20 protein-coding genes are annotated in these 24287 nt (G+C 56.8%); 15 read left to right on the forward strand and 5 right to left on the reverse strand.

Going from position 1 to position 24287, the window contains the following annotated elements; genetic code table 11:
- Nucleotides 1-10: 10 nt before the first annotated feature.
- From nuoI to IBT47_RS15305, 7 genes are all read left to right on the forward strand, one after another.
- Nucleotides 11-553, forward strand: coding sequence for an NADH-quinone oxidoreductase subunit NuoI (gene nuoI, locus IBT47_RS15275; protein ID WP_105591277.1), 543 nt, complete (start codon nt 11-13; stop codon nt 551-553).
- A gap of 10 nt (nt 554-563) precedes the next feature.
- Nucleotides 564-1118 (forward strand): NADH-quinone oxidoreductase subunit J, encoded by a 555-nt coding sequence (gene nuoJ / locus IBT47_RS15280; RefSeq protein ID WP_105591278.1) that lies wholly within the window; start codon nt 564-566, stop codon nt 1116-1118.
- A complete protein-coding gene (gene nuoK, locus IBT47_RS15285) occupies nt 1115-1417 on the forward strand; it encodes an NADH-quinone oxidoreductase subunit NuoK (RefSeq protein ID WP_105591279.1) in 303 nt (100 codons plus the stop codon). Before nuoJ ends, nuoK begins: the two co-directional genes overlap by 4 nt.
- Complete coding sequence (gene nuoL / locus IBT47_RS15290) at nt 1414-3252, forward strand: NADH-quinone oxidoreductase subunit L (protein ID WP_200561212.1); 1839 nt, start codon at nt 1414-1416, stop codon at nt 3250-3252. Before nuoK ends, nuoL begins: the two co-directional genes overlap by 4 nt.
- 71 nt (nt 3253-3323) lie before the next feature.
- A complete protein-coding gene (nuoM, locus tag IBT47_RS15295) occupies nt 3324-4844 on the forward strand; it encodes an NADH-quinone oxidoreductase subunit M (protein WP_105591281.1) in 1521 nt (506 codons plus the stop codon).
- A gap of 6 nt (nt 4845-4850) precedes the next feature.
- Entirely contained in the window at nt 4851-6308 is a 1458-nt protein-coding gene (gene nuoN / locus IBT47_RS15300; protein WP_200561214.1) for an NADH-quinone oxidoreductase subunit NuoN, read from the forward strand.
- A 64-nt stretch (nt 6309-6372) separates the two neighbouring features.
- Nucleotides 6373-6828, forward strand: a complete 456-nt coding sequence (locus tag IBT47_RS15305; protein ID WP_105591283.1) for a GNAT family N-acetyltransferase — start codon at nt 6373-6375, stop codon at nt 6826-6828.
- A gap of 233 nt (nt 6829-7061) precedes the next feature.
- Here IBT47_RS15305 and IBT47_RS15310 read toward each other — a convergent pair whose 3' ends face one another.
- Entirely contained in the window at nt 7062-8720 is a 1659-nt protein-coding gene (locus tag IBT47_RS15310; RefSeq protein WP_105591618.1) for a glucan biosynthesis protein D, read from the reverse strand.
- A 338-nt stretch (nt 8721-9058) separates the two neighbouring features.
- On the opposite strand from IBT47_RS15310, the gene elaB reads away from it, so the two are divergent.
- From elaB to IBT47_RS15345, 7 genes are all read left to right on the forward strand, one after another.
- Nucleotides 9059-9370: a stress response protein ElaB gene (gene elaB / locus IBT47_RS15315; RefSeq protein ID WP_105591284.1), complete on the forward strand. Its 312-nt coding sequence runs from the start codon at nt 9059-9061 to the stop codon at nt 9368-9370.
- Nucleotides 9371-9539: 169 nt separating this feature from the next.
- The gene (gene menD, locus IBT47_RS15320) at nt 9540-11207 is read left to right on the forward strand and encodes a 2-succinyl-5-enolpyruvyl-6-hydroxy-3-cyclohexene-1-carboxylic-acid synthase (protein WP_200561216.1); all 1668 of its coding nucleotides are present in this window, start codon (nt 9540-9542) and stop codon (nt 11205-11207) included.
- A complete protein-coding gene (menH, locus tag IBT47_RS15325) occupies nt 11204-11971 on the forward strand; it encodes a 2-succinyl-6-hydroxy-2,4-cyclohexadiene-1-carboxylate synthase (protein ID WP_200561218.1) in 768 nt (255 codons plus the stop codon). Before menD ends, menH begins: the two co-directional genes overlap by 4 nt.
- Nucleotides 11972-11982: 11 nt before the next feature.
- Entirely contained in the window at nt 11983-12840 is an 858-nt protein-coding gene (menB, locus tag IBT47_RS15330) for a 1,4-dihydroxy-2-naphthoyl-CoA synthase (protein WP_200561220.1), read from the forward strand.
- On the forward strand, nt 12840-13808 hold the full coding sequence (gene menC / locus IBT47_RS15335; protein WP_200561222.1) for an o-succinylbenzoate synthase: 969 nt from the start codon (nt 12840-12842) through the stop codon (nt 13806-13808). The genes menB and menC overlap by 1 nt, the downstream gene beginning before the upstream one ends.
- Entirely contained in the window at nt 13790-15151 is a 1362-nt protein-coding gene (menE, locus tag IBT47_RS15340) for an o-succinylbenzoate--CoA ligase (RefSeq protein ID WP_200561224.1), read from the forward strand. Before menC ends, menE begins: the two co-directional genes overlap by 19 nt.
- A gap of 72 nt (nt 15152-15223) precedes the next feature.
- Nucleotides 15224-16414 carry a nicotinamide mononucleotide deamidase-related protein YfaY gene (locus tag IBT47_RS15345; protein ID WP_200561226.1) on the forward strand — a complete coding sequence of 397 codons (1191 nt, stop codon included), beginning with the start codon at nt 15224-15226 and terminating at the stop codon, nt 16412-16414.
- Nucleotides 16415-16496: 82 nt separating this feature from the next.
- On the opposite strand, the gene yfaE is transcribed toward IBT47_RS15345, so the two are convergent.
- The 4 genes from yfaE to ubiG form a co-directional block, all read right to left on the reverse strand.
- A complete protein-coding gene (gene yfaE / locus IBT47_RS15350) occupies nt 16497-16757 on the reverse strand; it encodes a class I ribonucleotide reductase maintenance protein YfaE (protein ID WP_105591291.1) in 261 nt (86 codons plus the stop codon).
- Between the two features lies 1 nt (nt 16758).
- Entirely contained in the window at nt 16759-17889 is a 1131-nt protein-coding gene (gene nrdB / locus IBT47_RS15355) for a class Ia ribonucleoside-diphosphate reductase subunit beta (RefSeq protein WP_200561228.1), read from the reverse strand.
- 76 nt (nt 17890-17965) lie between these two features.
- The gene (nrdA, locus tag IBT47_RS15360) at nt 17966-20251 is read right to left on the reverse strand and encodes a class 1a ribonucleoside-diphosphate reductase subunit alpha (RefSeq protein ID WP_105591293.1); all 2286 of its coding nucleotides are present in this window, start codon (nt 20249-20251) and stop codon (nt 17966-17968) included.
- Nucleotides 20252-20649: 398 nt separating this feature from the next.
- Nucleotides 20650-21375, reverse strand: a complete 726-nt coding sequence (ubiG, locus tag IBT47_RS15365) for a bifunctional 2-polyprenyl-6-hydroxyphenol methylase/3-demethylubiquinol 3-O-methyltransferase UbiG (RefSeq protein WP_200546175.1) — start codon at nt 21373-21375, stop codon at nt 20650-20652.
- A gap of 192 nt (nt 21376-21567) precedes the next feature.
- Here ubiG and gyrA point away from each other — a divergent pair, with 192 nt between their 5' ends.
- On the forward strand, nt 21568-24204 hold the full coding sequence (gyrA, locus tag IBT47_RS15370; protein ID WP_200561231.1) for a DNA topoisomerase (ATP-hydrolyzing) subunit A: 2637 nt from the start codon (nt 21568-21570) through the stop codon (nt 24202-24204).
- The last annotated feature ends 83 nt before the right edge of the window (nt 24205-24287 follow it).

Here is a 24287-nt window from a genome sequence, read left to right on the forward strand (position 1 = left end):
GGTTAAGAACATGACATTAAAAGACATTGCCGTTGGTTTCGGTACGACAGTACGCAGTATCTGGCTGATTGGTCTGAACGCCTTCGCCAAGCGCGAAACCATGATGTACCCGGAAGAGCCGGTTTATCTGCCGCCGCGCTTCCGTGGACGCATTGTGCTGACGCGTGACCCGGACGGCCAGGAGCGCTGCGTTGCCTGTAACCTGTGTGCGGTTGCCTGTCCGGTTGGCTGTATCTCGCTGCAAAAGGCCGAGATGCAGGATGGCCGCTGGTACCCGGAATTCTTCCGTATTAACTTCTCGCGCTGCATTTTCTGTGGCCTGTGTGAAGAGGCTTGCCCGACCACTGCGATTCAGCTTACCCCGGACTTCGAGCTGGGCGAGTTTAAGCGTCAGGATCTGGTGTATGAAAAAGACGACCTGTTGATCTCCGGTCCGGGCAAATATCCGGAATATAACTTCTACCGGATGGCGGGTATGGCGATTGATGGTAAAGACAAAGGCTTTGCTGAAAACGAAGCTAAACCTATCGACGTCAAGGGCTTGTTACCTTAAGGAGCCAGGCATGGAATTTGCGTTTTATCTTTGCGGACTGGTAGCGGTGCTGGCGACGTTGCGCGTTATCACCCATACCAACCCGGTACATGCGTTGCTGTACCTGATCGTCTCTTTGCTGGCGGTGTCCGGTGTGTTTTTCTCGCTCGGGGCTTACTTCGCCGGTGCGCTGGAGATCATCGTTTATGCCGGCGCGATCATGGTGCTGTTCGTCTTCGTCGTGATGATGCTGAACCTCGGCGGTGCGGAAGTGCAGCAGGAGCGTGAATGGCTGAAGCCGGGTGCGTGGGTTGGGCCGGGCCTGCTGTCGCTGGTGCTGCTGGTGGTGCTGGTTTACGCCATTCGCACCGTGAATGACCAGGGTATTGACGGCACGATGATCGATGCCAAGCAGGTCGGTATCAGCCTGTTCGGGCCTTACGTACTGGCGGTAGAGCTGGCTTCTATGCTGCTGCTGGCCGGTCTGGTGGTGGCATTCCATATCGGTCGCGAACAGCGTGCAGGTGAACTGCTGAGCAACCGTCCGGACGACGCGTTAAAAAGTAAGAAGGAGGAGAGAGTATGATCCCTCTGCAACATGGACTGATTCTGGCGGCCGTGCTGTTTGTTCTTGGACTGACCGCCGTCACTATCCGTCGCAATATGCTGTTTATGTTGATCGGCCTCGAAATCATGATTAACGCTGCGGCACTGGCGTTTGTGGTTGCGGGGAGCTACTGGGGTCAGGCAGACGGTCAGGTGATGTTTATCCTGGCGATCAGCCTGGCGGCTGCCGAGGCCAGTATCGGCCTGGCGCTGCTGCTGCAGTTACATCGCCGCAGCCAGAACCTCAACATTGACAAAGTGAGCGAGATGCGCGGATGAACCTTCTCTATTTAACAATCCTGTTTCCGCTGATCGGCTTCCTTCTGCTGGCGTTCTCTCGTGGCCGCTGGTCGGAAAATCTGTCAGCTACCGTGGGAATGGGTTCCGTCGGACTGGCGGCGCTGGTCACGGCTTATGCCGGGATCGACTTTTTCAATAATGGACAGCAGGTGTTTAACCAGGCGCTGTGGACCTGGATGCACGTTGGCAACTTTAAAATCGACGTTAACCTGACGATGGACGGCCTGTCGCTGACCATGCTGTCGGTGGTGACCGGCGTTGGCTTCTTCATCCACATGTTTGCCTCCTGGTACATGCGTGGAGAAGAGGGTTATTCGCGCTTCTTCGCCTACACCAACCTGTTTATCGCCAGCATGGTGGTTCTGGTGCTGGCCGACAACCTGATGCTGATGTATCTCGGTTGGGAAGGCGTGGGCCTGTGCTCCTACCTGCTGATCGGCTTCTACTATACCGAGTCGAAAAACGGCGCGGCGGCGATGAAGGCGTTTATCATTACCCGCGTCGGTGACGTGTTCCTGGCATTTGCGTTGTTTATTCTCTACAACGAGCTGGGCACGCTGAACTTCCGCGAAATGGTCGAGCTGGCTCCGGCACACTTTGCGGCTGACAACCATATGCTGCAGTGGGCCACGCTGATGCTGTTAGGCGGTGCGGTCGGTAAATCCGCTCAGCTGCCGTTGCAGACCTGGCTGGCCGATGCGATGGCGGGTCCAACCCCGGTATCTGCACTGATCCACGCTGCGACGATGGTTACCGCCGGTGTTTACCTGATTGCGCGTACCCACGGCCTGTTCCTGCTGACGCCTGAAGTACTGCATCTGGTCGGCATTATCGGCGCGATCACGCTGGTTCTGGCAGGCTTTGCCGCGCTGGTGCAAACCGACATCAAACGCGTGCTGGCTTATTCAACCATGAGCCAGATTGGCTATATGTTCCTTGCGCTGGGTGTTCAGGCGTGGGATGCGGCTATCTTCCACCTGATGACCCACGCGTTCTTTAAAGCGCTGCTGTTCCTCTCGTCCGGTTCGGTGATCCTTGCCTGCCACCACGAGCAGAACATCTTTAAAATGGGTGGCCTGCGTAAGAGCATTCCGCTGGTGTACGTCTGCTTCCTGGTGGGCGGTGCGGCACTGTCGGCGTTGCCGCTGATTACCGCAGGCTTCTTCAGTAAGGATGAAATTCTGGCGGGTGCGCTGGCGAACGGCCATATCAATCTGATGGTTGCGGGCCTGGCGGGCGCCTTTATGACGTCTCTCTATACCTTCCGTATGATCTTTATCACCTTCCACGGTAAAGAAAAAATTCATGCTCACGCAGGGAAAGGGATCACGCACCATCTGCCGCTGATTGTGCTGTTAGTTCTCTCAACCTTTATTGGTGCGATGATCGTACCACCGCTGAAAGGCGTACTGCCGGAGACCACTGAACTGGCCCACGGCAGCGTGATGATGCTGGAAATTGCCTCCGGCGTGGTGGCGATTGTCGGTATTCTGCTGGCCGCCGCGCTGTGGCTGGGCAAACGTACTCTGGTGACTGCGATTGCTAACAGCGCGCCGGGCCGTTTCTTCTCCACATGGTGGTTTGCCGCCTGGGGCTTCGACTGGCTGTATGACAAAGTCTTCGTTAAGCCTTACCTCGGCATTGCCCGGCTGCTGCAGCGCGATCCGCTCAATTCAGTGATGAATGTTCCGGCGATTCTCGCGCGTGTAGGCAACAAAGGCCTGGTGATCAGCGAAAACGGCTATCTGCGCTGGTATCTTGCCGCGACGAGCATCGGTGCCGTTGTCGTCCTGTATCTGCTGATGGTGCTGTAAAGGTTAGTGAGTTGGGGTGGAGCTGAGCTTCGCCCCAGTAGAAAAATTCGAAATAAAGGGAACAAACCGCCATGTTATTACCTTGGCTTATAATCCTCCCCTTCGTCGGTGGTCTGTTGTGCTGGCAGCTCGAACGCTTTGGTCCCAAAGTGCCGCGCTGGATTGCATTGATCGCGATGGGGCTGACGCTGGTGCTGTCACTGCAGCTGTGGATGCAGGGTGGCTACTCACTGACCCAGGCTTCCGGATTGCCGCAGTGGCAATCTGAATTCAACGTACCGTGGATTCCGCGTTTTGGTATTCATTTCCATCTGGCGCTGGATGGTTTGTCGCTGTTGATGGTGGTGCTGACCGGCCTGCTTGGTCTGATGGCGATTCTTTGTTCATGGAACGAAATCGAGAAGTGGCAGGGCTTTTTCCACCTGAATCTGCTGTGGATTCTGGGTGGCGTTATCGGCGTATTCCTTGCCGTCGATCTGTTCCTGTTCTTCTTCTTCTGGGAAATGATGCTGGTGCCGATGTACTTCCTGATCGCGCTCTGGGGCCATAAAGCCTCCGACGGGAAGACGCGTATTACCGCAGCAACCAAGTTCTTCATTTATACCCAGGCAAGCGGCCTGATCATGCTTATCGCTATTCTGGCGCTGGTATTCGTTCACTACAACGCCACCGGCGTGTGGACCTTCAACTATGAAGATCTGCTGAAAACGCCAATGTCGCATACGGTTGAATATGTACTGATGCTCGGCTTCTTTATCGCCTTCGCGGTAAAAATGCCGGTGGTGCCGCTGCACGGCTGGTTACCTGACGCACACAGTCAGGCTCCGACCGCAGGTTCCGTTGACCTTGCAGGTATTCTGTTAAAAACCGCCGCTTATGGTCTGCTGCGCTTTGCTCTGCCGCTGTTCCCGAATGCTTCCGCAGAGTTTGCGCCGATTGCCATGTGGCTGGGGATTATCGGCATCTTCTACGGTGCATGGATGGCGTTCTCTCAGTACGATATTAAACGCCTGATCGCCTATACCTCGATCTCCCATATGGGCTTTGTACTGATTGCCATCTACACCGGCAGCCAGCTGGCTTACCAGGGCGCGGTGATTCAGATGATTGCGCACGGCCTGTCTGCGGCGGCGCTGTTTATTCTGTGTGGTCAGCTGTATGAGCGTCTGCATACGCGTGATATGCGCCAGATGGGTGGCCTGTGGTCGCGCATCAAATGGCTGCCGGGCCTGTCGCTGTTCTTCGCGGTGGCAAACCTGGGGATGCCGGGTACCGGTAACTTCGTTGGTGAGTTTATGATCCTCACCGGAAGCTTCCAGAGCGTGCCGACGATCATTCTGATCGCCACGTTTGGACTGGTGTTTGCGTCGGTTTACTCACTGATCATGATGCAGCGCGCTTACTACGGTGCGCCTAAATCAGATACGCCACTGCGCGGCATGTCAGCGCGTGAGTTCCTGATGATCATGGTGCTGGTTGTCCTGCTGGTGCTGCTGGGCGTTTATCCGCAGCCGATTCTGGATACCTCCCACGCTGCGATGAGTAACATCCAGCAGTGGTTTACCGCTTCAATTTCAACTACAAGGCCGTAATTCGCCATGACAATAACTCCTCAACAACTGATCGCACTTCTGCCGCTGCTGATCGTCGGATTGACGGTGGTAGTTGTGATGCTGTCCATTGCGTGGCGACGCAACCATTTCGTCAATGCAACACTGGCGGTGATTGGCCTGAACCTGGCGCTGTTATCTCTTTACTTTGTCGGCCAGGCAGGGCCAATGGATGTTACCCCGCTGCTGCGGGTGGACGGCTATGCCATTCTCTATACCGGCCTGGTGATCCTTGCCAGCCTGGCGACCTGTACTTTTGCCTATCCGTGGCTGGCTACTTACCCGGATAACCGTGAAGAGTTCTATCTGCTGGTGCTGATTGCCGCACTGGGCGGCATCGTGCTGGCCAGTGCCAACCACCTGGCGTCGCTGTTTATTGGTATTGAGCTGATCTCCCTGCCGCTGTTTGGTCTGGTGGGCTACGCCTTCCAGCAGAAACGCTCGCTGGAAGCTGCCATCAAGTACACCATCCTCTCTGCCGCAGCATCTTCATTCCTGCTGTTCGGTATGGCGCTGGTGTATGCCGATTCCGGTAACCTTGGCTTTGTGGCGCTGGGCAAAAGCCTGAACGACGGTCTGATTCATCAGCCTCTGCTGCTGGCGGGTCTTGGCCTGATGATCGTAGGCTTTGGCTTTAAGCTGTCGCTGGTTCCGTTCCATCTGTGGACGCCGGACGTTTATCAGGGTGCACCTGCTCCTGTCACCACGTTCCTCGCTACCGCCAGTAAAATCGCTATCTTCGCCGTGCTGATGCGCCTGTTTATGTACGCGCCGATGACCGACAGCGAAGGCGTGCGCACGGTACTGGGTATCATTGCCGTGGCCTCGATGCTGTTCGGGAACCTGATGGCGATTTCGCAGAGCAACATCAAACGTATGCTGGGTTACTCCTCGATTGCACATATGGGTTACCTGCTGGTTGCGCTGGTTGCCGTTCAGACTCATCAGCTGTCGCTGGAAACCGTCGGTGTTTACCTGGCTGGCTATCTGTTCAGCAGCCTGGGCGCTTTCGGGGTGGTCAGCATGATGTCCAGCCCGTATAGCGGACCGGATGCGGATTCACTTTACTCGTACCGCGGTCTGTTCTGGCATCGTCCAATACTGTCTGCTGTGATGACGGTGGTGATGCTGTCGCTGGCAGGTATTCCAATGACGCTGGGCTTTATCGGTAAATTCTACGTGCTGGCAGTGGGCGTGAGCGCCGATCTGTGGTGGCTGACCGGTGCTGTGGTGCTCGGTAGCGCCATTGGTCTGTACTACTATCTGCGCGTCACCGTTAGTCTGTATCTGACACCGCCGGAAATGGCGATGCGCGATGCGCCTTCAAACTGGGCGTTTACCGCCGGTGGGATTGTGGTGCTGATCTCTGCGATTCTGGTGCTGTTGCTGGGTGTTTATCCGCAGCCGCTGATTTCGCTGGTCAATCTGGCACAGCCGCTAATGTAAGTTACGGCATTCCAGGTAATAATCGGGCCCTTGTGGCCCGATTTTTTTTGCTCTGAGGAATTGTATGGATCTGAACTGGCACGATTTACACCATAGCGAACTCAGTACCAGCCAGCTTTATCAGCTGCTGGCGCTGCGTAATGCGGTCTTTATTGTTGAGCAGCAGTGCCCGTATCTGGATATCGACGGCGCGGATCTCAGCGGCGAGAACCGGCATCTTTTGGGAATTATTGACGATCGTCTGGTGGCCTATGCGCGAATTCTGGTACCAAAGGAGGCCGACCAGCCGGTGAAGATCGGACGGGTGATTATTTCCGGCGAAGCCCGGGGACTTAATCTGGGCAGCAGGCTGATGGAGCAGGCGCTCGACAGCTGTGAACGTCACTGGCCGAAGCGGCCAATTTTCCTGTCGGCGCAGGCGCATCTGCAACGGTTTTATGGCCGACTGGGATTTGTGGCGGTTAGCGGTGAATATCTTGAAGATGATATTCCGCATGTCGATATGCTACGGGCAGGTTAATCAGGTTAATCAGGTTAATCAGGTTAATCAGGTTAATCAGGTTAATCAGGCTCAGCGGGTTCAGCAGAATAAGCAGGGATCGGCGGGCTGGCTTAAGTCCAGAATTAACGCTGGATTTTAGCCGCTTTGGTAGAAGTGTTCCCGGAGAAAATGCACCGCGGATTTCATAAAAAGGCGGCCTATGAAAGGCCGCCTTGTCGCATTCCCCGGCTTGTCGTGAGACGCCCGCGTCGTTAACCGGCGGTCATAATCCGATCGTCGACGTATTTGCGCTTATCCGGCGGCGGCGGGAAGTACTGATACAGCCAGGTCTCGCTCAGCGTGTCGTCTTTGGTGCGCAGGAACATGCGCATGTTCACCGGCGCGGTTGAATCGCTGTTCGGATACCAATCAAACAAAATACGATAGCCGTTGATTGGCTCAACGTAGAGGATCTCAACCTGTTTGAGCGTACCTGAGGTGACTTCGATTACCGGCTCAATACCCTTCGGCGCGGCGGCTTTCAGATCGCCACCGACGAAGTCAACGGCGAAACGACGCGCCCAGACGTCCGGATAGTGTTCACCCGGTGCCCAGCCTTCCGGGAAGCCACCCATACCGGTGCGGGTAGCATTAACCCGCGCCAGACCGCTGCGAACCGGCGGCAGGCCGCTCCAGTAAAGTTTGTACTGGAAGCTGTGCTCGCTCCCGGCCTTGATCGGTTCAGCAGGCTGCCAGAAGCAGACGATATTATCCAGCGTCTCTCCCGTGGTCGGGATCTCCATCAGGTTGACTGCGCCTTTGCCCCATTTTCCAACCGGCTCCACCCACAGACTCGGACGCTTGTTGTACCAGCCGATCACGTCCTGATAGTCCTGGAAATCATGATTGAGCTGTAACATGCCGAAGCCGCGCGGGTTTTCATCCTGGTAGGCGTTAAAGGTCAGGCGCTGCGGGTTGTTCAGCGGGCGGCAGATCCACTCACCGGCACCGGTCCACATGGCCAGACGATCGGAGTCGTGGATCTGCGGATGGATGGTGTCGCACATGCGGCGCTCGTTGTTGCCGCAGCTGAACATGGTAGTCATCGGCGCGATACCCAGCTGCCAGATATCCTTGCGCGCATAGATGTGGTTTTCCACCTCCATCACCACGCGCTTTTCCTCGCAGTGGATGATGAACTTGAACGCGCCGGTACAGCTTGCGCCATCCAGCAGAGTGTAGACGGTGAAGGTGGTGTCATCGGCTTTTGGTGTTTCGAACCAGAAGGCGGTGAAGTCAGGGAACTCTTCTTTACCGTTGCTGAAGGTATCAATCGCCACGCCGCGAGCCGAAAGCCCGTACTGATAGGTCTCATCCACCGCGCGGAAGTAGCTGGCCCCCAGGAAGGAGACGATATCGCGGCGAGCCAGTTCAGGCTTTTTAAAGGCACGGAATCCGGCGAAGCCGAGGTCGGTTTTTCCTTCCAACTGGGCGGTATCAACGTGCGCATTATTGTAGTTGAAAAGTTCGGGGCGGAAATGGATCTCACGCGCTTCGCGGCTGCCGCTGTCCACGGAGAACATGCGGATGCGGCGTTTGAATCCCATTCCCACGTGGAAGAACTGAACGTCAAGCTGACGGTTATCGATGCCGTTCCACAGCGAGTGGTTGGCATCGTACTGGATTTCGTTGTAGGCCTGAGGCGTTAAGGTGGCCAGGGTTTGCGGCAGCGGAGCCGGCGCGCCACCGTAAGGTTTTTTCGCCAGATCGGCGGCTAATTTTTTGAGCACGTCAAAATCAAATCGCACTGCGGTACCGTCGGCAATCTCGCTGTCTGCCCAGGCGGCCTGGGAGAACAGGGTGGAGATACCAGACATTCCACTTAAGGTGGCGAATGCCATTGACGCTTTCATAAACATTCTTCGATTCATGCCAGAAATCATATCCTTTGCTGAACGGAGCTTGTGTTGACTGTCGCGCGTACATCACGCATTCGCGTCGCCGGATTTGGCCCGACTACAGGGAGTTACGACAGCTTGCCTGGTGACTAATTCAGTTCAGGCAAAATTTATCAGATAAATCCAAAAACCGCAGTGATTTCCACGGCTGACCTGCGCGGAAGCTGCAATAAACAGCATCTTTGACGAGGATCGACAACGGCTGGACGCAGGGTTCTCAGGGATAACTGGCCCTTTTTGCCATGCAGCCCGAAAAATAGGGTCTATAGTTAGTCAGCAAGCAATGTGTAATTCGCCCACGGAGGATGACAATGGCTACACAGACTGAACCGCAAGAGACTCGACTGGATGACGATCTGGCTTTGCTGACCAAAACGCTGGAAGAAGTGTTGAAGTCATCGGGCGATCCGGCTGACCAGAAATATGTTGAACTGAAGGCCAGAGCGGAGAATTCGCTTCATGAAGTGAAATCGCGCATCAGCAATGCGTCTGATACTTACTACTATCGCGCACGTCAGGCCGTTTCTCGTGCCGATGACTACGTTCACGACAAACCGTGGCAGGGCATTGGTGTGGGTGCCACGCTGGGTCTGGTGATCGGACTGCTGCTGGCTCGTCGTTAATTTATAACGCACTGGTGCCCTTTTACGGGCACCTGATTTTTGCTAAATATCCCGCTGCCGTTCCCCCCGTTTTTACTCTGATGAAAACCTGCGTAATACTGGTTCAAATCAAAAAGATCGCAAAAACGCCTGCTTATAATGACTTCAGTCAAATTGATCTGGAGTGGCAATGTCGCACGCAACGTTCAATCGCCGCTGGGCTACCGTTCTTGTTGAAGCGCTTACCCGGCACGATATCCGGCATGTTTGCATTGCGTCCGGATCGCGCTCGGCACCCCTGGTGCTGGCCGCGGCTGCCAATGAAAAACTGGTCTGCCACACCCACTTCGATGAGCGCGGCCTTGGCTTTTTAGCCCTGGGGCTGGCAAAAAGTAGTGGGCAGCGGGTGGCCGTTATTGCTACCTCGGGCACGGCGGTGGCCAATCTCTATCCCGCTATTGTGGAAGCCCGTCAGGGCGGTGAAAAGCTGGTAGTGATTACCGCCGACCGTCCGACCGAGCTGATTGGCTGCGGAGCCAATCAGGCTATCGAACAACAGGATATTTTTGCCAGCCACGTCACCGCCGCACTGAATCTTCCCCGACCGACTCCCGATATTCCGGCGCGCTGGCTGGTGTCCTCGCTGGATACGCTGCTGGCCGGGCAGAAAAGCGGTGCCGTGCATATTAACTGCCCGTTTGCCGAACCGCTGTACGGTGAAGATGAAGGAGAGTACCTGGCGTGGGCTAATGAGCTGGGTGACTGGTGGCACAGTCCGCATCCCTGGCTCAGCTATCCAGCGCTCGCCGATCTCCCCCTCATGCCGGACTGGTTTTTTGCCCGCCAGCAGCGTGGTGTGGTCATCGTTGGCAGAGTCTCTGCCACCGAGGGGCAGCAGATTAGCGAATGGGCTGAACAGCTTGGCTGGCCGCTGCTGGGCGATGTTCTGTCGCAGAGCGGCCAGCCGCTACCGCATTCCGCGCTCTGGCTTGCACATCCTCAGGCTCGCCGGGCGCTGAAAGACGCGCAGCTGGTGGTACAGTTCGGCAGCAGTCTGACCAGCCGCAACCTCTTGCAATTTCAGCAGCAGTGCCGGCCGGCTAAATGGTGGTTAATCGATCCGCTCCCTGGCCAGCGCGATCCCGCTTTTCATCAGGGGATTCGGGTACAGGCCCGCGCGGGCGAGTGGCTGGCGAAACATCCGGCAATGCCGCGCCAGCCCTGGTGCCCGCAGCTTCAGGAACTGGCAGACAAAACCGACCGTTACCTGAAGCAGCATCTGACCGCCTTTGGCGAGGCGCAGCTGGCGCGCCGACTGCCGGAGCTGCTGGCCGAGAAAGGCGCGCTGTTTATCGGTAACAGCCTGGCAATCCGGCTGGTGGATGCGCTGGCCCGTCTGCCTGTGGGGTATCCGGTATATAGCAATCGTGGTGCCAGCGGTATCGACGGCCTGATTGCTTCCGCCGCGGGCGTGCAGCGCGGGCTTGGGCAGCCGCTATTGCTGCTGCTGGGGGATCTCTCCGCCCTGTACGATCTGAACAGCCTGGCACTGCTGCAGCGGGCATCCGCTCCGGTTGTGGTGCTGGTGGTGAACAACCAGGGCGGGCAAATATTTTCTCTGCTGCCGACGCCGCAGCATGAACGCGAGCGCTTCTTCGCCATGCCGCCTCGGGTGGATTTCAGCCACGCGGCGGCGGTATTTGGCCTGAACTACCGGCGTGCGGAAAACTGGCCTGATCTGGCCGACGCGGTGAGGGAGGGATTCACGCGCGGCGTTACGCTAGTGGAAGTGGTTTGTGACGGCGATGCGGGTGCGCAGGCCCTGGCTGGTCTACTCAAAGAGGTGATGACCCTGTGATTCTCCATGCGCGGTGGCAGGGACATCATCGCAGCATCAGGCCGGTGCTGGTCTGGCTGCACGGTTTTCTTGGCAGCGCGGATGACTGGCTGCCGGTGCAGCACTACTTCCGACACTGGCCGCTGCTCAGCATCGATTTACCGGGGCACGGCGGTTCACAGGCGCAAACCGTTAGTGGTTTTGACGAATTATCGCAGCGGCTGACGGCAACGCTCAACTACCATCAGGTTGAACGCTACTGGCTGATTGGCTACTCCCTCGGGGCTCGTCTGGCTTTTTATCACGCCTGCCGCCACGACGACGGTAGGCTTTGTGGTCTGTTGGCCGAAGCGGGTCACTTTGGCTTAACCCGCCAAAGCGAGCGCGAAACGCGCCGCGAGCACGATTTTGGCTGGGCGCAGCGCTTCCGCCAGCAGCCTTTGCCACGGGTTCTGAGCCAGTGGTATCAACAGCCGGTGTTTGCCGAACTCACCAACCCGCAGCGACAGGCGATGATTAACCGTCGGCTAAACAATCGTGCAGAGGGGCTGGCGACCATGCTGGAAGCCACCTCGCTCTCTGCCCAACCGGATCTGCTGGAGGAGCTGCGGCAAAAAACGATCCCCTTCCACTATCTGTGCGGCGAATGGGACCTTAAATTCTTACAGCTGGCGCAGCAGTCGGGCCTGACTCCGGTGGTGATCCGCGATGCCGGGCACAACACTCACCTGGCAAACCCGATGGCATTCGCCCATCAGCTTTCGCTGTTGCTGAACCACAACTAACAGGAGCTTCGATGATTTCTCCCGACGAATCCATGCTAACCGCCCCGGCACAGTGGCTGCCGGTACCGCTGGAATTCAGCGATATCCGTTATCAAAAGACGGCGGATGGCATCGCTAAAATCACCATTAACCGTCCGCAGGTGCGGAACGCGTTTCGTCCCCTGACGGTGACAGAAATACAGCAGGCGCTGGATGATGCCCGCCGAGATCCGGCCGTTGGGGTAATCATCCTGACCGGGGAAGGCGATCTGGCATTCTGCTCCGGCGGCGATCAGAAAGTGCGCGGTGATTACGGCGGCTATCAGGACGATGCCGGAGTACATCACCTCAACGTGCTGGATCTCCAGCGCCAGATCCGCACCTGTCCGAAACCCGTGGTGGCGATGGTGGCGGGCTATGCTGTGGGCGGCGGCCACGTACTGCATATGATGTGCGATCTGACCATCGCGGCGGATAATGCGCAGTTTGGCCAGACCGGACCAAAGGTGGGTTCCTTCGACGGCGGCTGGGGTGCAGCTTATATGGCACGTATCGTCGGGCAGAAAAAAGCGCGCGAGATTTGGTTCCTCTGCCGGATGTACAACGCGCAGCAGGCGCTCGATATGGGGCTGGTCAACACCGTGGTTCCTCTGGCGCAGCTTGAGCAGGAAACGGTGCGCTGGTGTCGCGAGATGTTGCAGAACAGCCCGATGGCACTGCGCTGTTTGAAAGCCGCGCTGAACGCTGACTGTGACGGCCAGGCCGGTTTGCAGGAGCTGGCCGGTAACGCCACCATGCTGTTTTACATGACTGAAGAGGGACAGGAAGGGCGCAATGCCTTTAACCAGAAGCGGCAGCCTGATTTCTCACCGTTCAGGCGTAATCCATAATGCGCAGCGCAACGCTGTTTGGTTATCAGCTTGCGCTGGATGCAGGCGTCGTGCTGCGCGATCAGCGGCTGAAAATCCGCCAGGGAATGCTGGTGAGGCTGGTCAGCGAACGGGGTGAAGGATGGGGGGAGATCGCCCCCCTGCCGCAGTTCAGCGTGGAGACGCCTGAACTCGCTCAGATGCAGGCTGTGAAGTGGCTGGAGCGCTGGTGTGCCGGAGAACAGCCGCCGGAAAGCCCGCTGCCTTCGGTTGCTTTCGGTATCAGCTGTGCACAGGCCGAACTGGCAGGGCAGCTACCTGCCGAGGGCTGCTGGCAGAGTGCGCAGCTGTGCAGCGGTGACCCGGACGTGCTGTTCGAACGTTTACAGCGTCAGTCCGCGCCGCTGGCAAAAATGAAGGTTGGGCTGTACGAAGCGGTGCGGGACGGTATGCAGGTGAATCTGCTGCTGGAGGCACTGCCCGATCTGACCCTGCGCCTGGATGCGAACCGCAGCTGGACGCTGGAAAAAGCATTGCAGTTTGCTCGCTATATTTCTACCGAGCTGCGCGGGCGCATTGCCTTTATTGAAGAGCCGTGCCGAACGGTGGCGGAGAGCATGGCCTTTGCGCGGCAGACCGGGATTGCTATCGCGTGGGATGAAAGCCTGCGTGATGATGCCACGCTGCTCAGCGCACAGCAGGGCGTCAGGGCGGTTGTGATCAAGCCCACGCTGACCGGCAGCATTCAGAAAATACAGCAGCAGGTTGCAGCGGCACAGCGGCTGGGATTAACCCCGGTTATCAGCTCCGCGCTGGAGTCCAGCCTGGGCCTGACGCAGCTGGCGCGGCTGGCACAGCAACTCACGCCGGGCATCGTGTCCGGGCTGGATACCCTGTCGCTGATGCAAAAGCAGCTGCAGCGCCACTGGCCCGGCAGTACATTACCGCTTTCAGGGAAGGAGGAACTGCAATGTCTGTGGCAACAATAAATGACTGGCCCTGGCTGTACTGGCAGCAGCGCTATCCGCAGGCGACGGCCATCGACACCGGTGATGAGACGCTGAGCTGGCAACAATTGGCTGAGCGTATTAACGGCCATGCAAACGGCTTCCGTCGACAGGGAGTGATGCCGGAAATGGTCGTCGCACTGCGCAGCCGCAACGGGTTGCAGGCGGTGCTGGCCTGGCTGAGTCTGCTGGCCTGTGGTGCGAGGGTGCTGATGCTTAATCCGCAGCTGCCCGACGCACAGCTGAATCAGTTACTGCCCGGCCTGGGCGTGGCGTTTGCGCTCAGTATCGATGCACCCCCGGTTCCGCAGGTTCTTCCACTAAACCTGACAACGGCCACCGGGCGCGCCAACCATGCCTGGCAGCGGAATGCGTTAGCTACGCTGACCCTGACGTCGGGGACGACCGGGCTGGCGAAAGCGGCAGCACATACTTTTGACGCCCACCTGCACAGTGCGGCGGCGGTAGTCGGTCTGATGGATTTCACCCCGCGGGATCGCTGGCTGCTGTCGTTACCCCTGTTTCATGTTTCCGGCATGGGCATTATCTGGCGATGGCTGTCTGCCGGGGCAACGCTGGTCATCGATCGATCACAGGATTTGTCGGCGGCGCTGGCACGCAGTAGCTTTGCCTCGCTGGTGCCAACGCAGCTATGGCGTTTGCTGAATCAGTCCGCGCTTCCAACGAGTCTGCGTGCCGTACTGCTGGGAGGTGCGACGATCCCGTCCGAACTGACCACCCAGGCGGAAGCGGCAGGAATCCGCTGCTGGTGCGGCTATGGCCTGACCGAAACGGCCTCAACGGTATGCGCCGGGCGAGCGGACGGTTCCGGCAGCGCCGGTAAACCGCTCCCCGGGCAGGAGGTCAAACTGGTAGAAAACGAGGTCTGGCTACGTTCACCAACGCTGGCGCAGGGCTACTGGCGGGAGGGCGTGCTCCAGCCGCTGACCGACGAGGACGGCTGGCTGCACACCGGCGATCTCGGCCACTGGCGTCAGGGTGAACTGTGCATTGACGGTCGTCGCGATAACCTGTTTTTCAGCGGCGGTGAGGCGGTGCAGCCTGAGCTGATTGAGCGGGTGCTGTTGGGCCATCCGGCAGTGACGCAGGCGGTCGTGGTTCCGCAGGCGGATAGTGAATATGGTCACCGGCCGGTTGCGCTGGTGGCGGGGGAAATTGACTTCAAGAAGCTTGCCGACTGGGCGGCACCTCAGTTGACGAACTATCAGCATCCGGTCACCTGGCTTTCGCTACCTCAGCTTGCGGGAGAGGGCATTAAACCGTCGCGTCACCGCCTGCTGGCCTGGCTTAGCGATCGGAAATAGAAGGGAAAATCACATTGTTTTTATCCGGCGGGCTTCTTACAGTGTTAAGACCTGAGAAACCCGGAGATAAAAATGATAAGAGTGGAAATGCTCGCCACTGGTGACGAAGTGCTGCACGGTCAGATCGTTGATACCAATGCAGCATGGCTGGCGGGCGTGCTGTTTGAAAACGGTTTACCGATGACCAGCCGTCAGACGGTGGGAGACAGCCTCCCGGAGCTGGTCAATGTTCTGACCGAGCGCAGTAAAATCGCCGATGTCCTGATCGTTAACGGCGGCCTTGGCCCGACCAGCGACGATCTCAGCTCGCTGGCTGCGGCAACGGCAGCCGGTGTCGGGCTACAAATCCACCCGGAGTGGCTGGCTAAAATGGAAGCGTACTTTGCCAGCCGTGGCAAACCGATGGCACCCAGCAACCGTAAGCAGGCAGAGATCCCGGCTGGTGCAGAAATGCTGGATAACCCGGTGGGCACCGCCTGTGGTTTCGCTATTCAGCTGAATCGCTGCTGGATCTTCTTTACCCCAGGCGTGCCGTCAGAGTTTAAAACCATGGTTAACGGCGAGATCCTGCCGCGCCTCAAATCCCGCTTTCAGCTGCCCGAACCGCCACTATGTTTGCGAATGACCACTTTTGGCCGTGGCGAAAGCGATCTGGCTTCTGCCATTGAACCCCTGCCGCTGCCGGAAGGTGTGGTGGTGGGTTATCGCGCGTCGATGCCGATTATTGAACTAAAGCTCAACGGCCCGGCGGACAAGCTGGCCGAGATGGAGCTGTTCTGGCAGCAGGTGCGTGAAATCGCCGGTGATAGCGTGATCTTCGAAGGGCTGGAAGGGCTGCCGGAGCAGCTGGCGCGGCGTCTGGATGAGCGTGAACTCTCGCTGTGCGTCAGCGAACAGTTCACCGCCGGGCTGCTGCAGTGGCAGCTGGTTTCAGCCGGGGCAAAACTGAATGCGGGCAACGTTTTACCCAATCGCCCGGAGTCCCTTAAGCAGCTGGCCGAGCGCAGTCGCGTGCTGGCGCAGGAGAACGATGCGCAGGTGGTGCTAATCGTGGGCGGTGTCGAAGAGGATACGCTGGGATTTGCGCTGAATACACCGGATGGCGTCTTTGCACAACGGGTGAAGTTCAATGTCAGCCGCCACGGCCTGAAAGCGCGGCAGGATATGGTTGCCATGCTGGCGCTGAATATGCTGCGCCGCTGGCTGAATGGCCAGACGGTGACCACCGGTCACGGCTGGATCGATGTGGTGGAAACACTGTAAAAGCCGTTGAGGAAAACGGGCGGCCTGATACTGTGGCTGCCCGAAGCCGAAAGGCGGTATTTTCCGCAAGGAAACCGGAGAATTACAGTTCGATCTCAATATCGCCCTGAGCCTGGCAGCAGCAGGGAAGGATCTCGCCCTGCTGAATAAACGCCAGCGGTTTACTTGCGTAGCTGACTTGGCCTTTCAGCAGGCGGGTGCGGCACGAACCGCAGTAACCTTCCCGGCACTGATACTCAACGCAGACTTTGTTCGCCTCAAGTGCGGCGAGCAGGGAAGTATGATGTTCCCTGCACTCCAGCTGCGTGCCGGAAGCACGCAGGGTAATAATCGAACGGGGCATTTTACAGCTCGAAGTCGCTGAGATCGTCGGTATTCACTTCCGCATCAATCTGTCCAACCAGATAGGAGCTGACTTCTACTTCCTGCGGAGCAACCTGCACGTTGTCCGATACCAGCCAGGAGTTAATCCATGGGATTGGGTTTGAGCGGGTTTTAAACGGCAGGTCCAGACCCACGGCGTTCATACGAATATTGGTAATATATTCAATGTACTGCCACAGAATATCTTTATTCAGACCAATCATCGAGCCGCCGCTGAACAGGTATTCCGCCCACTCTTTTTCCTGCTCTGCTGCCAGTACGAACAGGTCGTAGCATTCCTGTCGGCACTCAGCAGCAATCTCTGCCATTTCCGGATCGTCTTCACCGCTGCGCAGCAGGTTCAGCATATGCTGGGTGCCGGTCAGATGCAGCGCTTCATCGCGAGCGATCAGCTTAATGATTTTGGCGTTACCTTCCATCAGCTCGCGCTCGGCGAAGGCAAACGAACAGGCGAAGCTGACGTAGAAGCGGATCGCTTCCAGCGCGTTAACGCTCATCAGGCAGATATACAGCTGCTTTTTCAACGCACGCAAATTGACGGTGATGGTTTTACCGGCAACTTCGTGGGTGCCTTCACCCAGCAGATGCCAGTAGCTGGTCATCTCGATCAGATCGTCGTAATAGGCGGAAATATCTTTCGCGCGGGAGAGGATCTGCTCGTTAGCCACGATGTCGTCAAAGACCACGGCCGGATCGTTAACGATATTGCGGATAATATGGGTGTAGGAACGCGAGTGGATCGTTTCTGAGAACGCCCAGGTCTCTACCCAGGTTTCCAGCTCAGGGATCGAGATCAGCGGCAGCAGCGCCACGTTCGGGCTGCGTCCCTGAATCGAGTCCAGCAGCGTCTGGTACTTCAGGTTACTGATGAAAATATGCTTTTCGTGATCCGGCAGCGCCTGATAGTCGATGCGATCGCGCGAAACGTCCACTTCTTCCGGACGCCAGAAGAAAGAGAGCTGCTTTTCAATCAGCTTTTCAAAGATATCGTACTTTTGCTGATCGTAGCGGGCAACATTGACCGACTGGCCAAAAAACATCGGCTCCAGCAGCTGGTCATTTTTGTTCTGCGAAAACGTGGTGTAAGCCATAAATAATAATCCGTCGTGGTAGCTGAGTCGTGCTACAGGAAATCAGGGAGGGGGCCAGCAGATGGCCCCCTGAAGATTAGATTTTGCAGGCGCCGCTTTCGCAGCCGTCATCCTGGATTGAAGGTGCCAGGTCATCCTGCGCATCTTCCGCACCATCACGGGTGTTCTGGTAGTACAGCGTTTTCACGCCGAACTTATAGGCGGTAAGCAGATCTTTCAGCAGCTGCTTCATCGGCACCTTACCGTTAGCGAAGCGCGTCGGGTCATAGTTGGTGTTGGATGAAATCGCCTGATCGATAAACTTCTGCATCAGACCCACCAGCTGCAGATAGCCGTCGTTGTTCGGCATTTCCCACAGCAGTTCATAGTTGTCTTTCAGACGCTCATACTCCGGTACGACCTGGCGCAGAATACCGTCTTTAGATGCTTTGATACTGATATGGCCGCGTGGTGGTTCAATACCGTTGGTAGCGTTAGAAATCTGCGAAGAGGTTTCAGACGGCATCAGGGCAGACAGCGTGGAGTTACGCAGGCCGTGAGTTTTGATCGACTCGCGCAGCGCTTCCCAGTCCAGATGCAGCGGTTCGTTGCTGATCGCATCCAGATCTTTCTTGTAGGTATCAATCGGCAGAATACCCTGAGCATAGGTGGTTTCGTTAAACCACGGGCAGGCACCCTGTTCGATAGCCAGATCGTTAGAAGCCTTGAGCAGCCAGTACTGAATGGCTTCAAAGGTTTTGTGCGTCAGGTTATTTGCGCTGCCGTCGGAGTAGCGCACGCCGTTTTTCGCCAGGTAGTAGGCGAAGTTGATCACGCCAATACCGAGGGTACGGCGACCCATTGCACCGCGTTTAGCCGCCGGAATTGGATAATCCTGATAATCCAGCAGGGCATCCAGTGCACGTACCGCCAGGGTTGCCAGCTCGCGCAGGTCGTCAAGGCTTTCAATCGCACCCAGGTTAAATGCGGAAAGCGTACACAGCGCAATTTCACCGTTTTCGTCGTTAACGTCCAGCAGCGGTTTGGTCGGCAGCGCGATTTCCAGGCACAGGTTGGACTGGCGGACAGGCGCGATAGCCGGATCGAACGGGCTGTGGGTGTTGCAGTGGTCAACGTTCTGAATATAGATACGGCCAGTAGACGCGCGTTCCTGCATCATCAGTGAGAACAGGTCGACCGCTTTGACGCGCTGCTTGCGGATGCTGTCGTCTTTCTCATATTTGGTGTACAGACGCTCGAACTCATCCTGATCGGCGAAGAAAGCATCGTACAGGCCCGGCACGTCGGACGGGCTGAAAAGGGTAATCTCTTCACCCTTCAGCAGGCGCTGATACATCAGCTTGTTAAGCTGCACGCCGTAGTCCATATGACGTACGCGGTTGCCTTCCACGCCGCGGTTGTTTTTCAACACCAGCAGGCTTTCCACTTCCAGGTGCCACATTGGATAGAACAGCGTTGCCGCACCGCCGCGCACGCCGCCCTGAGAGCAGGACTTCACTGCGGTCTGGAAGTGCTTATAGAACGGAATACAGCCGGTGTGGAAGGCTTCACCGCCGCGGATCGGGCTGCCCAGAGCGCGGATACGGCCCGCGTTGATGCCGATGCCTGCACGCTGAGAAACGTATTTCACGATTGCGCTGGAGGTGGCGTTAATCGAATCCAGGCTGTCGCCGCACTCAATCAGCACGCAGGAGCTGAACTGACGGGTTGGGGTACGCACGCCGGACATGATCGGTGTTGGCAGCGAGATCTTGAAGGTAGAGATCGCATCGTAGAAACGCTTAACGTAGTCCAGACGCGTTTCACGCGGATAGCCGGAGAACAGGCAGGCAGCAACCAGGATATAAAGGAACTGGGCGCTTTCATAGATTTCACCGCTTACACGGTTCTGCACCAGATACTTGCCTTCCAGCTGCTTAACCGCGGCGTAGGAGAAGTTCATATCACGCCAGTGGTCGATAAAGCCGTCCATCTGCTCGAACTCTTCGCGGCTGTAGTCTTCCAGCAGGTGGCGATCGTATTTGCCCATCTCTACCATACGCGTCACCTGGTCGATCAGCTTCGGCGGCTCAAACTGGCCGTAGGCTTTTTTACGCAGGTGGAAAATCGCCAGACGGGCGGCCATATACTGGTAATCAGGCGCATCGCGGGAAATCAGGTCGGCCGCAGACTTGATAATCGTTTCATGGATATCAGACGTGCGAATACCTTCGTAGAACTGGATATGCGAACGCAGTTCAACCTGGGAGACGGAGACATTTTGCAGCCCTTCGGCAGCCCAATCGAGCACACGGTGGATTTTATCTAGATCGATGCGTTCGGTACGGCCATCGCGCTTAGTGACAAGCAGACTCTGATTCATGTCGCGTTTTACCTGTTTTAAACAAATAATCCCCACGTTTATACACAGCTTGCTCGTTGTGAGTAACTCTGTGGATAAACACTACATATAGGGGGTGAGAGAAGACTGGATAACAATATGGTGAGTATTCTAGTAAGTTTCGTGTGGTTAACAAGGCTTGATTTTCACGAAAAATTGCTGTCCGTTGGCACCTTTTTTGGCTAAGTCCGCGTTTCTCAAGGCCCAGGGTCCATGTCAATGGAAAAAGATTTTTTTTAGAAATATGATCGAGCGCGGAAATATTGTTCAGCGTTGAAATTTCCAGATTTTTCTGGCTCTAAAGTTGTGGCGACAGTGCGGGATTTCAGGCAGCGGATTAAAGGTAAAACAGCCCCGGCCAATCGGCCGGGGTAGAAACTTTACTCCACGCGGTGCGTATGGACCATGTAATTAACATCCACACCCGGGGCCAGCTTGAAGTGATTGGTCAGCGGGTTGTAGTGCAGGCCAATCATATGGCGTTCGCGCAGTGTGGTTTCATCCACCCAGTTCAGCAGCTCGGCGGGGCGAATCAGCTTCTTGATATCATGCGTGCCGCGCGGCACCATGCGCAGAATGTATTCCGCGCCGACAATGGCCATCAGCCAGGCTTTGCTGTTACGGTTAATCGTTGAGAAGAACACTTCACCACCAGGCTTCACCAGCTTAGCGCAGGCGTGAACCACCGAGCGCGGATCGGGGACGTGTTCCAGCATCTCCATGCAGGTCACCACATCGTACTGTCCGGCAAACTGTTCGGCATGCTCTTCAACCAACTGCTGGATATAATCAATTTTTACGCCACTTTCCAGTGCGTGCAGGCGAGCAACCTGCAGCGGCTCGGCCCCCATATCCAGGCCGGTAACGTTCGCGCCTTCACGCGCCATGCTTTCCGCAAGAATGCCGCCGCCGCAGCCGACGTCGAGGATCTTTTTACCGAACAGGCCCCCGGCATGCTGCGCAATATAGCCCAGGCGCAGCGGGTTGATGCGGTGCAGCGGTTTGAACTCGCCTTCCAGATCCCACCAGCGCGAAGCAACGGCTTCAAATTTAGCAATTTCACCGCTATCAACGTTCTGCGCGGCCCCGTTTTGTTCTTTATTCATTGGGTTATTACTCCAGCCAAAGTTTGCTGCAGTATACATGTTTCGCCGTGCCTGTGGGCAACGCTGCGGGCCAGAGCGACCTGAGAATGCAATAAAGCGGCCAAACTGACGCTTTCCGTTCACCACCTGGGCGCAGTGTGATATACTTTCGCACCTTTGAATCCGGGAATAATCTAGAGGGATAGCGGCTCCATGAGCGACCTAGCCAGAGAAATCACACCGGTTAATATCGAGGAAGAGTTAAAGAACTCTTACCTTGATTATGCCATGTCGGTCATCGTTGGCCGCGCATTACCAGACGTTCGCGATGGCCTGAAGCCGGTTCACCGCCGCGTGCTTTACGCCATGAACGTTCTCGGTAACGACTGGAATAAACCGTATAAAAAATCCGCCCGTGTTGTCGGCGACGTTATCGGTAAATATCACCCGCATGGCGACACTGCCGTGTATGACACCATTGTGCGTATGGCACAGCCGTTCTCCCTGCGCTATATGCTGGTAGATGGTCAGGGTAACTTCGGTTCCGTCGACGGCGACTCCGCTGCAGCGATGCGTTATACCGAAGTGCGCATGTCTAAAATCGCCCACGAGCTGCTGGCGGATCTGGAAAAAGAGACCGTCGATTTTGTGCCAAACTATGATGGCACCGAGCAGATCCCGGAAGTGATGCCAACGCGGGTGCCTAACCTGCTGGTAAACGGTTCTTCCGGTATTGCCGTGGGGATGGCGACGAATATTCCGCCGCACAACCTGACTGAAGTCATCAATGCCTGCCTGGCGTTTATTGAAGATGAAAACATCAGCGTTGAAGGCCTGATGGAGCACATCCCGGGGCCGGACTTCCCGACGGCGGCAATCATCAATGGCCGTCGCGGCATTGAAGAGGCCTACCGCACCGGCCGCGGCAAGATCTACATCCGCGCACGCGCTGACGTAGAAGCCGATGCCAAAACCGGCCGTGAAACCATCATCGTGCACGAAATTCCGTATCAGGTGAACAAAGCGCGCCTGATCGAGAAAATTGCCGAGCTGGTGAAAGAAAAGCGTCTTGAAGGCATCAGCGCGCTGCGCGATGAGTCCGATAAAGACGGCATGCGCATCGTGATCGAAGTGAAACGCGATGCGGTCGGTGAAGTGGTTCTGAACAACCTCTACTCGCTGACCCAGCTGCAAACTTCCTTCGGCATTAACATGGTGGCACTGCATCAGGGCCAGCCAAAAATTATGCCGCTGAAGGATATTCTCGAAGCCTTCGTGCGTCACCGCCGTGAAGTGATTACCCGCCGCACCATCTTCGAGCTGCGCAAGGCTCGCGATCGTGCGCACATCCTTGAAGCGCTGGCCGTGGCGCTGGCCAACATCGACCCGATCATTGAACTGATCCGTCGTGCGCCAACGCCGGCTGAAGCGAAAGCAGGCCTGGTTGCTCGTTCATGGGAGCTGGGCAATGTGTCCGCCATGCTTGAACGCGCAGGCGACAACGCAGCGCGTCCGGAATGGCTGGAAGAGCAGTACGGTATTCGCGACGGTCAGTACTACCTCACCGAGCAGCAGGCTCAGGCGATTCTGGATCTGCGTCTGCAGAAACTGACCGGCCTTGAGCATGAAAAACTGCTGGACGAGTACAAAGAGCTGCTGATGCAGATCGCTGAACTGCTGCGCATTCTGGAAAGTGCCGAGCGCCTGATGGAAGTGATCCGCGAAGAGCTGGAGCTGATCCGCGATCAGTTCGGCGATAAGCGCCGCACCGAAATTACCGCTAACAGCGCTGACATCAACATCGAAGACCTGATCACTCAGGAAGATGTTGTGGTCACCCTGTCGCATCAGGGTTACGTCAAGTATCAGCCGCTGAGCGACTACGAAGCCCAGCGCCGTGGTGGTAAAGGTAAATCAGCCGCGCGCATCAAAGAAGAAGACTTTATTGACCGCCTGCTGGTGGCCAACACGCACGATACCATTCTGTGCTTCTCCAGCCGTGGCCGTCTCTACTGGATGAAGGTTTACCAGCTGCCGGAAGCCAGCCGTGGCGCGCGTGGGCGTCCGATCGTCAACCTGCTGCCGCTTGAGGCCAATGAGCGTATCACCGCGATTCTGCCGGTGCGTGAATACGCCGAAGGCTGGAATATCTTTATGGCTACCGCCAGCGGTACTGTGAAGAAAACCGCCCTGACCGAATTCAGCCGTCCTCGCAGCGCCGGTATTATTGCCGTCAACCTGCGTGATGATGACGAACTGATCGGTGTATCGCTGACCAACGGTAGCGATGAAGCGATGCTGTTCTCCGCAGCGGGTAAAGTGGTGCGCTTCGCGGAAAGCGCCGTGCGTGCCATGGGTCGTACCGCTTCCGGCGTGCGCGGCATCAAGCTTGCCGAAGGCGATCGCGTGGTGTCTCTGATCGTTCCTCGCGATGATGGTGCGATTCTGACGGTGACCCAGAACGGTTACGGTAAGCGTACAGCGAACACCGAATATCCAACCAAGTCGCGCGCAACGCAGGGTGTTATTTCGATCAAAGTGACCGAACGTAACGGACCGGTGATCGGTGCAGTGCAGGTTGTCGACAGCGATCAGATCATGATGATTACCGATGCCGGTACGCTGGTGCGTACGCGTGTTTCGGAAGTCAGCGTGGTTGGCCGTAACACTCAGGGCGTTATTCTGATCCGTACTGCGGAAGAAGAAAACGTGGTGGGGCTGCAGCGTGTAGCCGAGCCGGTTGCGGAAGAAGAGCTGGATGCCATCGACGGCAGCGTTGCGGAAGGGGATGATGAGATCGCCCCGGAAGTGGATACTGACGATGATGCGACTGAGGCAGATGACGAGTAATCGTTGATGCTGTAGTTATCCGAGAAGCCGGTTCAGATGAACCGGCTTTTTTATTGCCAAAAATTTAAGACTGGAAGACATTA

It is taken from the genome of Erwinia sp. S43 (genome assembly GCF_016624745.1).
GTDB lineage: Bacteria > Pseudomonadota > Gammaproteobacteria > Enterobacterales > Enterobacteriaceae > Erwinia > Erwinia coffeiphila.

Bases quoted from the DNA above. Each gene is read 5' to 3' on its own strand.
- nuoI (WP_105591277.1), top strand. From the start codon at position 11: ATGACATTAAAAGACATTGCCGTTGGTTTCGGTACGACAGTACGCAGT.
- nuoJ (WP_105591278.1), top strand. From the start codon at position 564: ATGGAATTTGCGTTTTATCTTTGCGGACTGGTAGCGGTGCTGGCGACG.
- nuoK (WP_105591279.1), top strand. From the start codon at position 1,115: ATGATCCCTCTGCAACATGGACTGATTCTGGCGGCCGTGCTGTTTGTT.
- nuoL (WP_200561212.1), top strand. From the start codon at position 1,414: ATGAACCTTCTCTATTTAACAATCCTGTTTCCGCTGATCGGCTTCCTT.
- nuoM (WP_105591281.1), top strand. From the start codon at position 3,324: ATGTTATTACCTTGGCTTATAATCCTCCCCTTCGTCGGTGGTCTGTTG.
- nuoN (WP_200561214.1), top strand. From the start codon at position 4,851: ATGACAATAACTCCTCAACAACTGATCGCACTTCTGCCGCTGCTGATC.
- IBT47_RS15305 (WP_105591283.1), top strand. From the start codon at position 6,373: ATGGATCTGAACTGGCACGATTTACACCATAGCGAACTCAGTACCAGC.
- IBT47_RS15310 (WP_105591618.1), bottom strand. From the start codon at position 8,720: ATGAATCGAAGAATGTTTATGAAAGCGTCAATGGCATTCGCCACCTTA.
- elaB (WP_105591284.1), top strand. From the start codon at position 9,059: ATGGCTACACAGACTGAACCGCAAGAGACTCGACTGGATGACGATCTG.
- menD (WP_200561216.1), top strand. From the start codon at position 9,540: ATGTCGCACGCAACGTTCAATCGCCGCTGGGCTACCGTTCTTGTTGAA.
- menB (WP_200561220.1), top strand. From the start codon at position 11,983: ATGATTTCTCCCGACGAATCCATGCTAACCGCCCCGGCACAGTGGCTG.
- menC (WP_200561222.1), top strand. From the start codon at position 12,840: ATGCGCAGCGCAACGCTGTTTGGTTATCAGCTTGCGCTGGATGCAGGC.
- menE (WP_200561224.1), top strand. From the start codon at position 13,790: ATGTCTGTGGCAACAATAAATGACTGGCCCTGGCTGTACTGGCAGCAG.
- IBT47_RS15345 (WP_200561226.1), top strand. From the start codon at position 15,224: ATGATAAGAGTGGAAATGCTCGCCACTGGTGACGAAGTGCTGCACGGT.
- yfaE (WP_105591291.1), bottom strand. From the start codon at position 16,757: ATGCCCCGTTCGATTATTACCCTGCGTGCTTCCGGCACGCAGCTGGAG.
- nrdB (WP_200561228.1), bottom strand. From the start codon at position 17,889: ATGGCTTACACCACGTTTTCGCAGAACAAAAATGACCAGCTGCTGGAG.
- nrdA (WP_105591293.1), bottom strand. From the start codon at position 20,251: ATGAATCAGAGTCTGCTTGTCACTAAGCGCGATGGCCGTACCGAACGC.
- ubiG (WP_200546175.1), bottom strand. From the start codon at position 21,375: ATGAATAAAGAACAAAACGGGGCCGCGCAGAACGTTGATAGCGGTGAA.
- gyrA (WP_200561231.1), top strand. From the start codon at position 21,568: ATGAGCGACCTAGCCAGAGAAATCACACCGGTTAATATCGAGGAAGAG.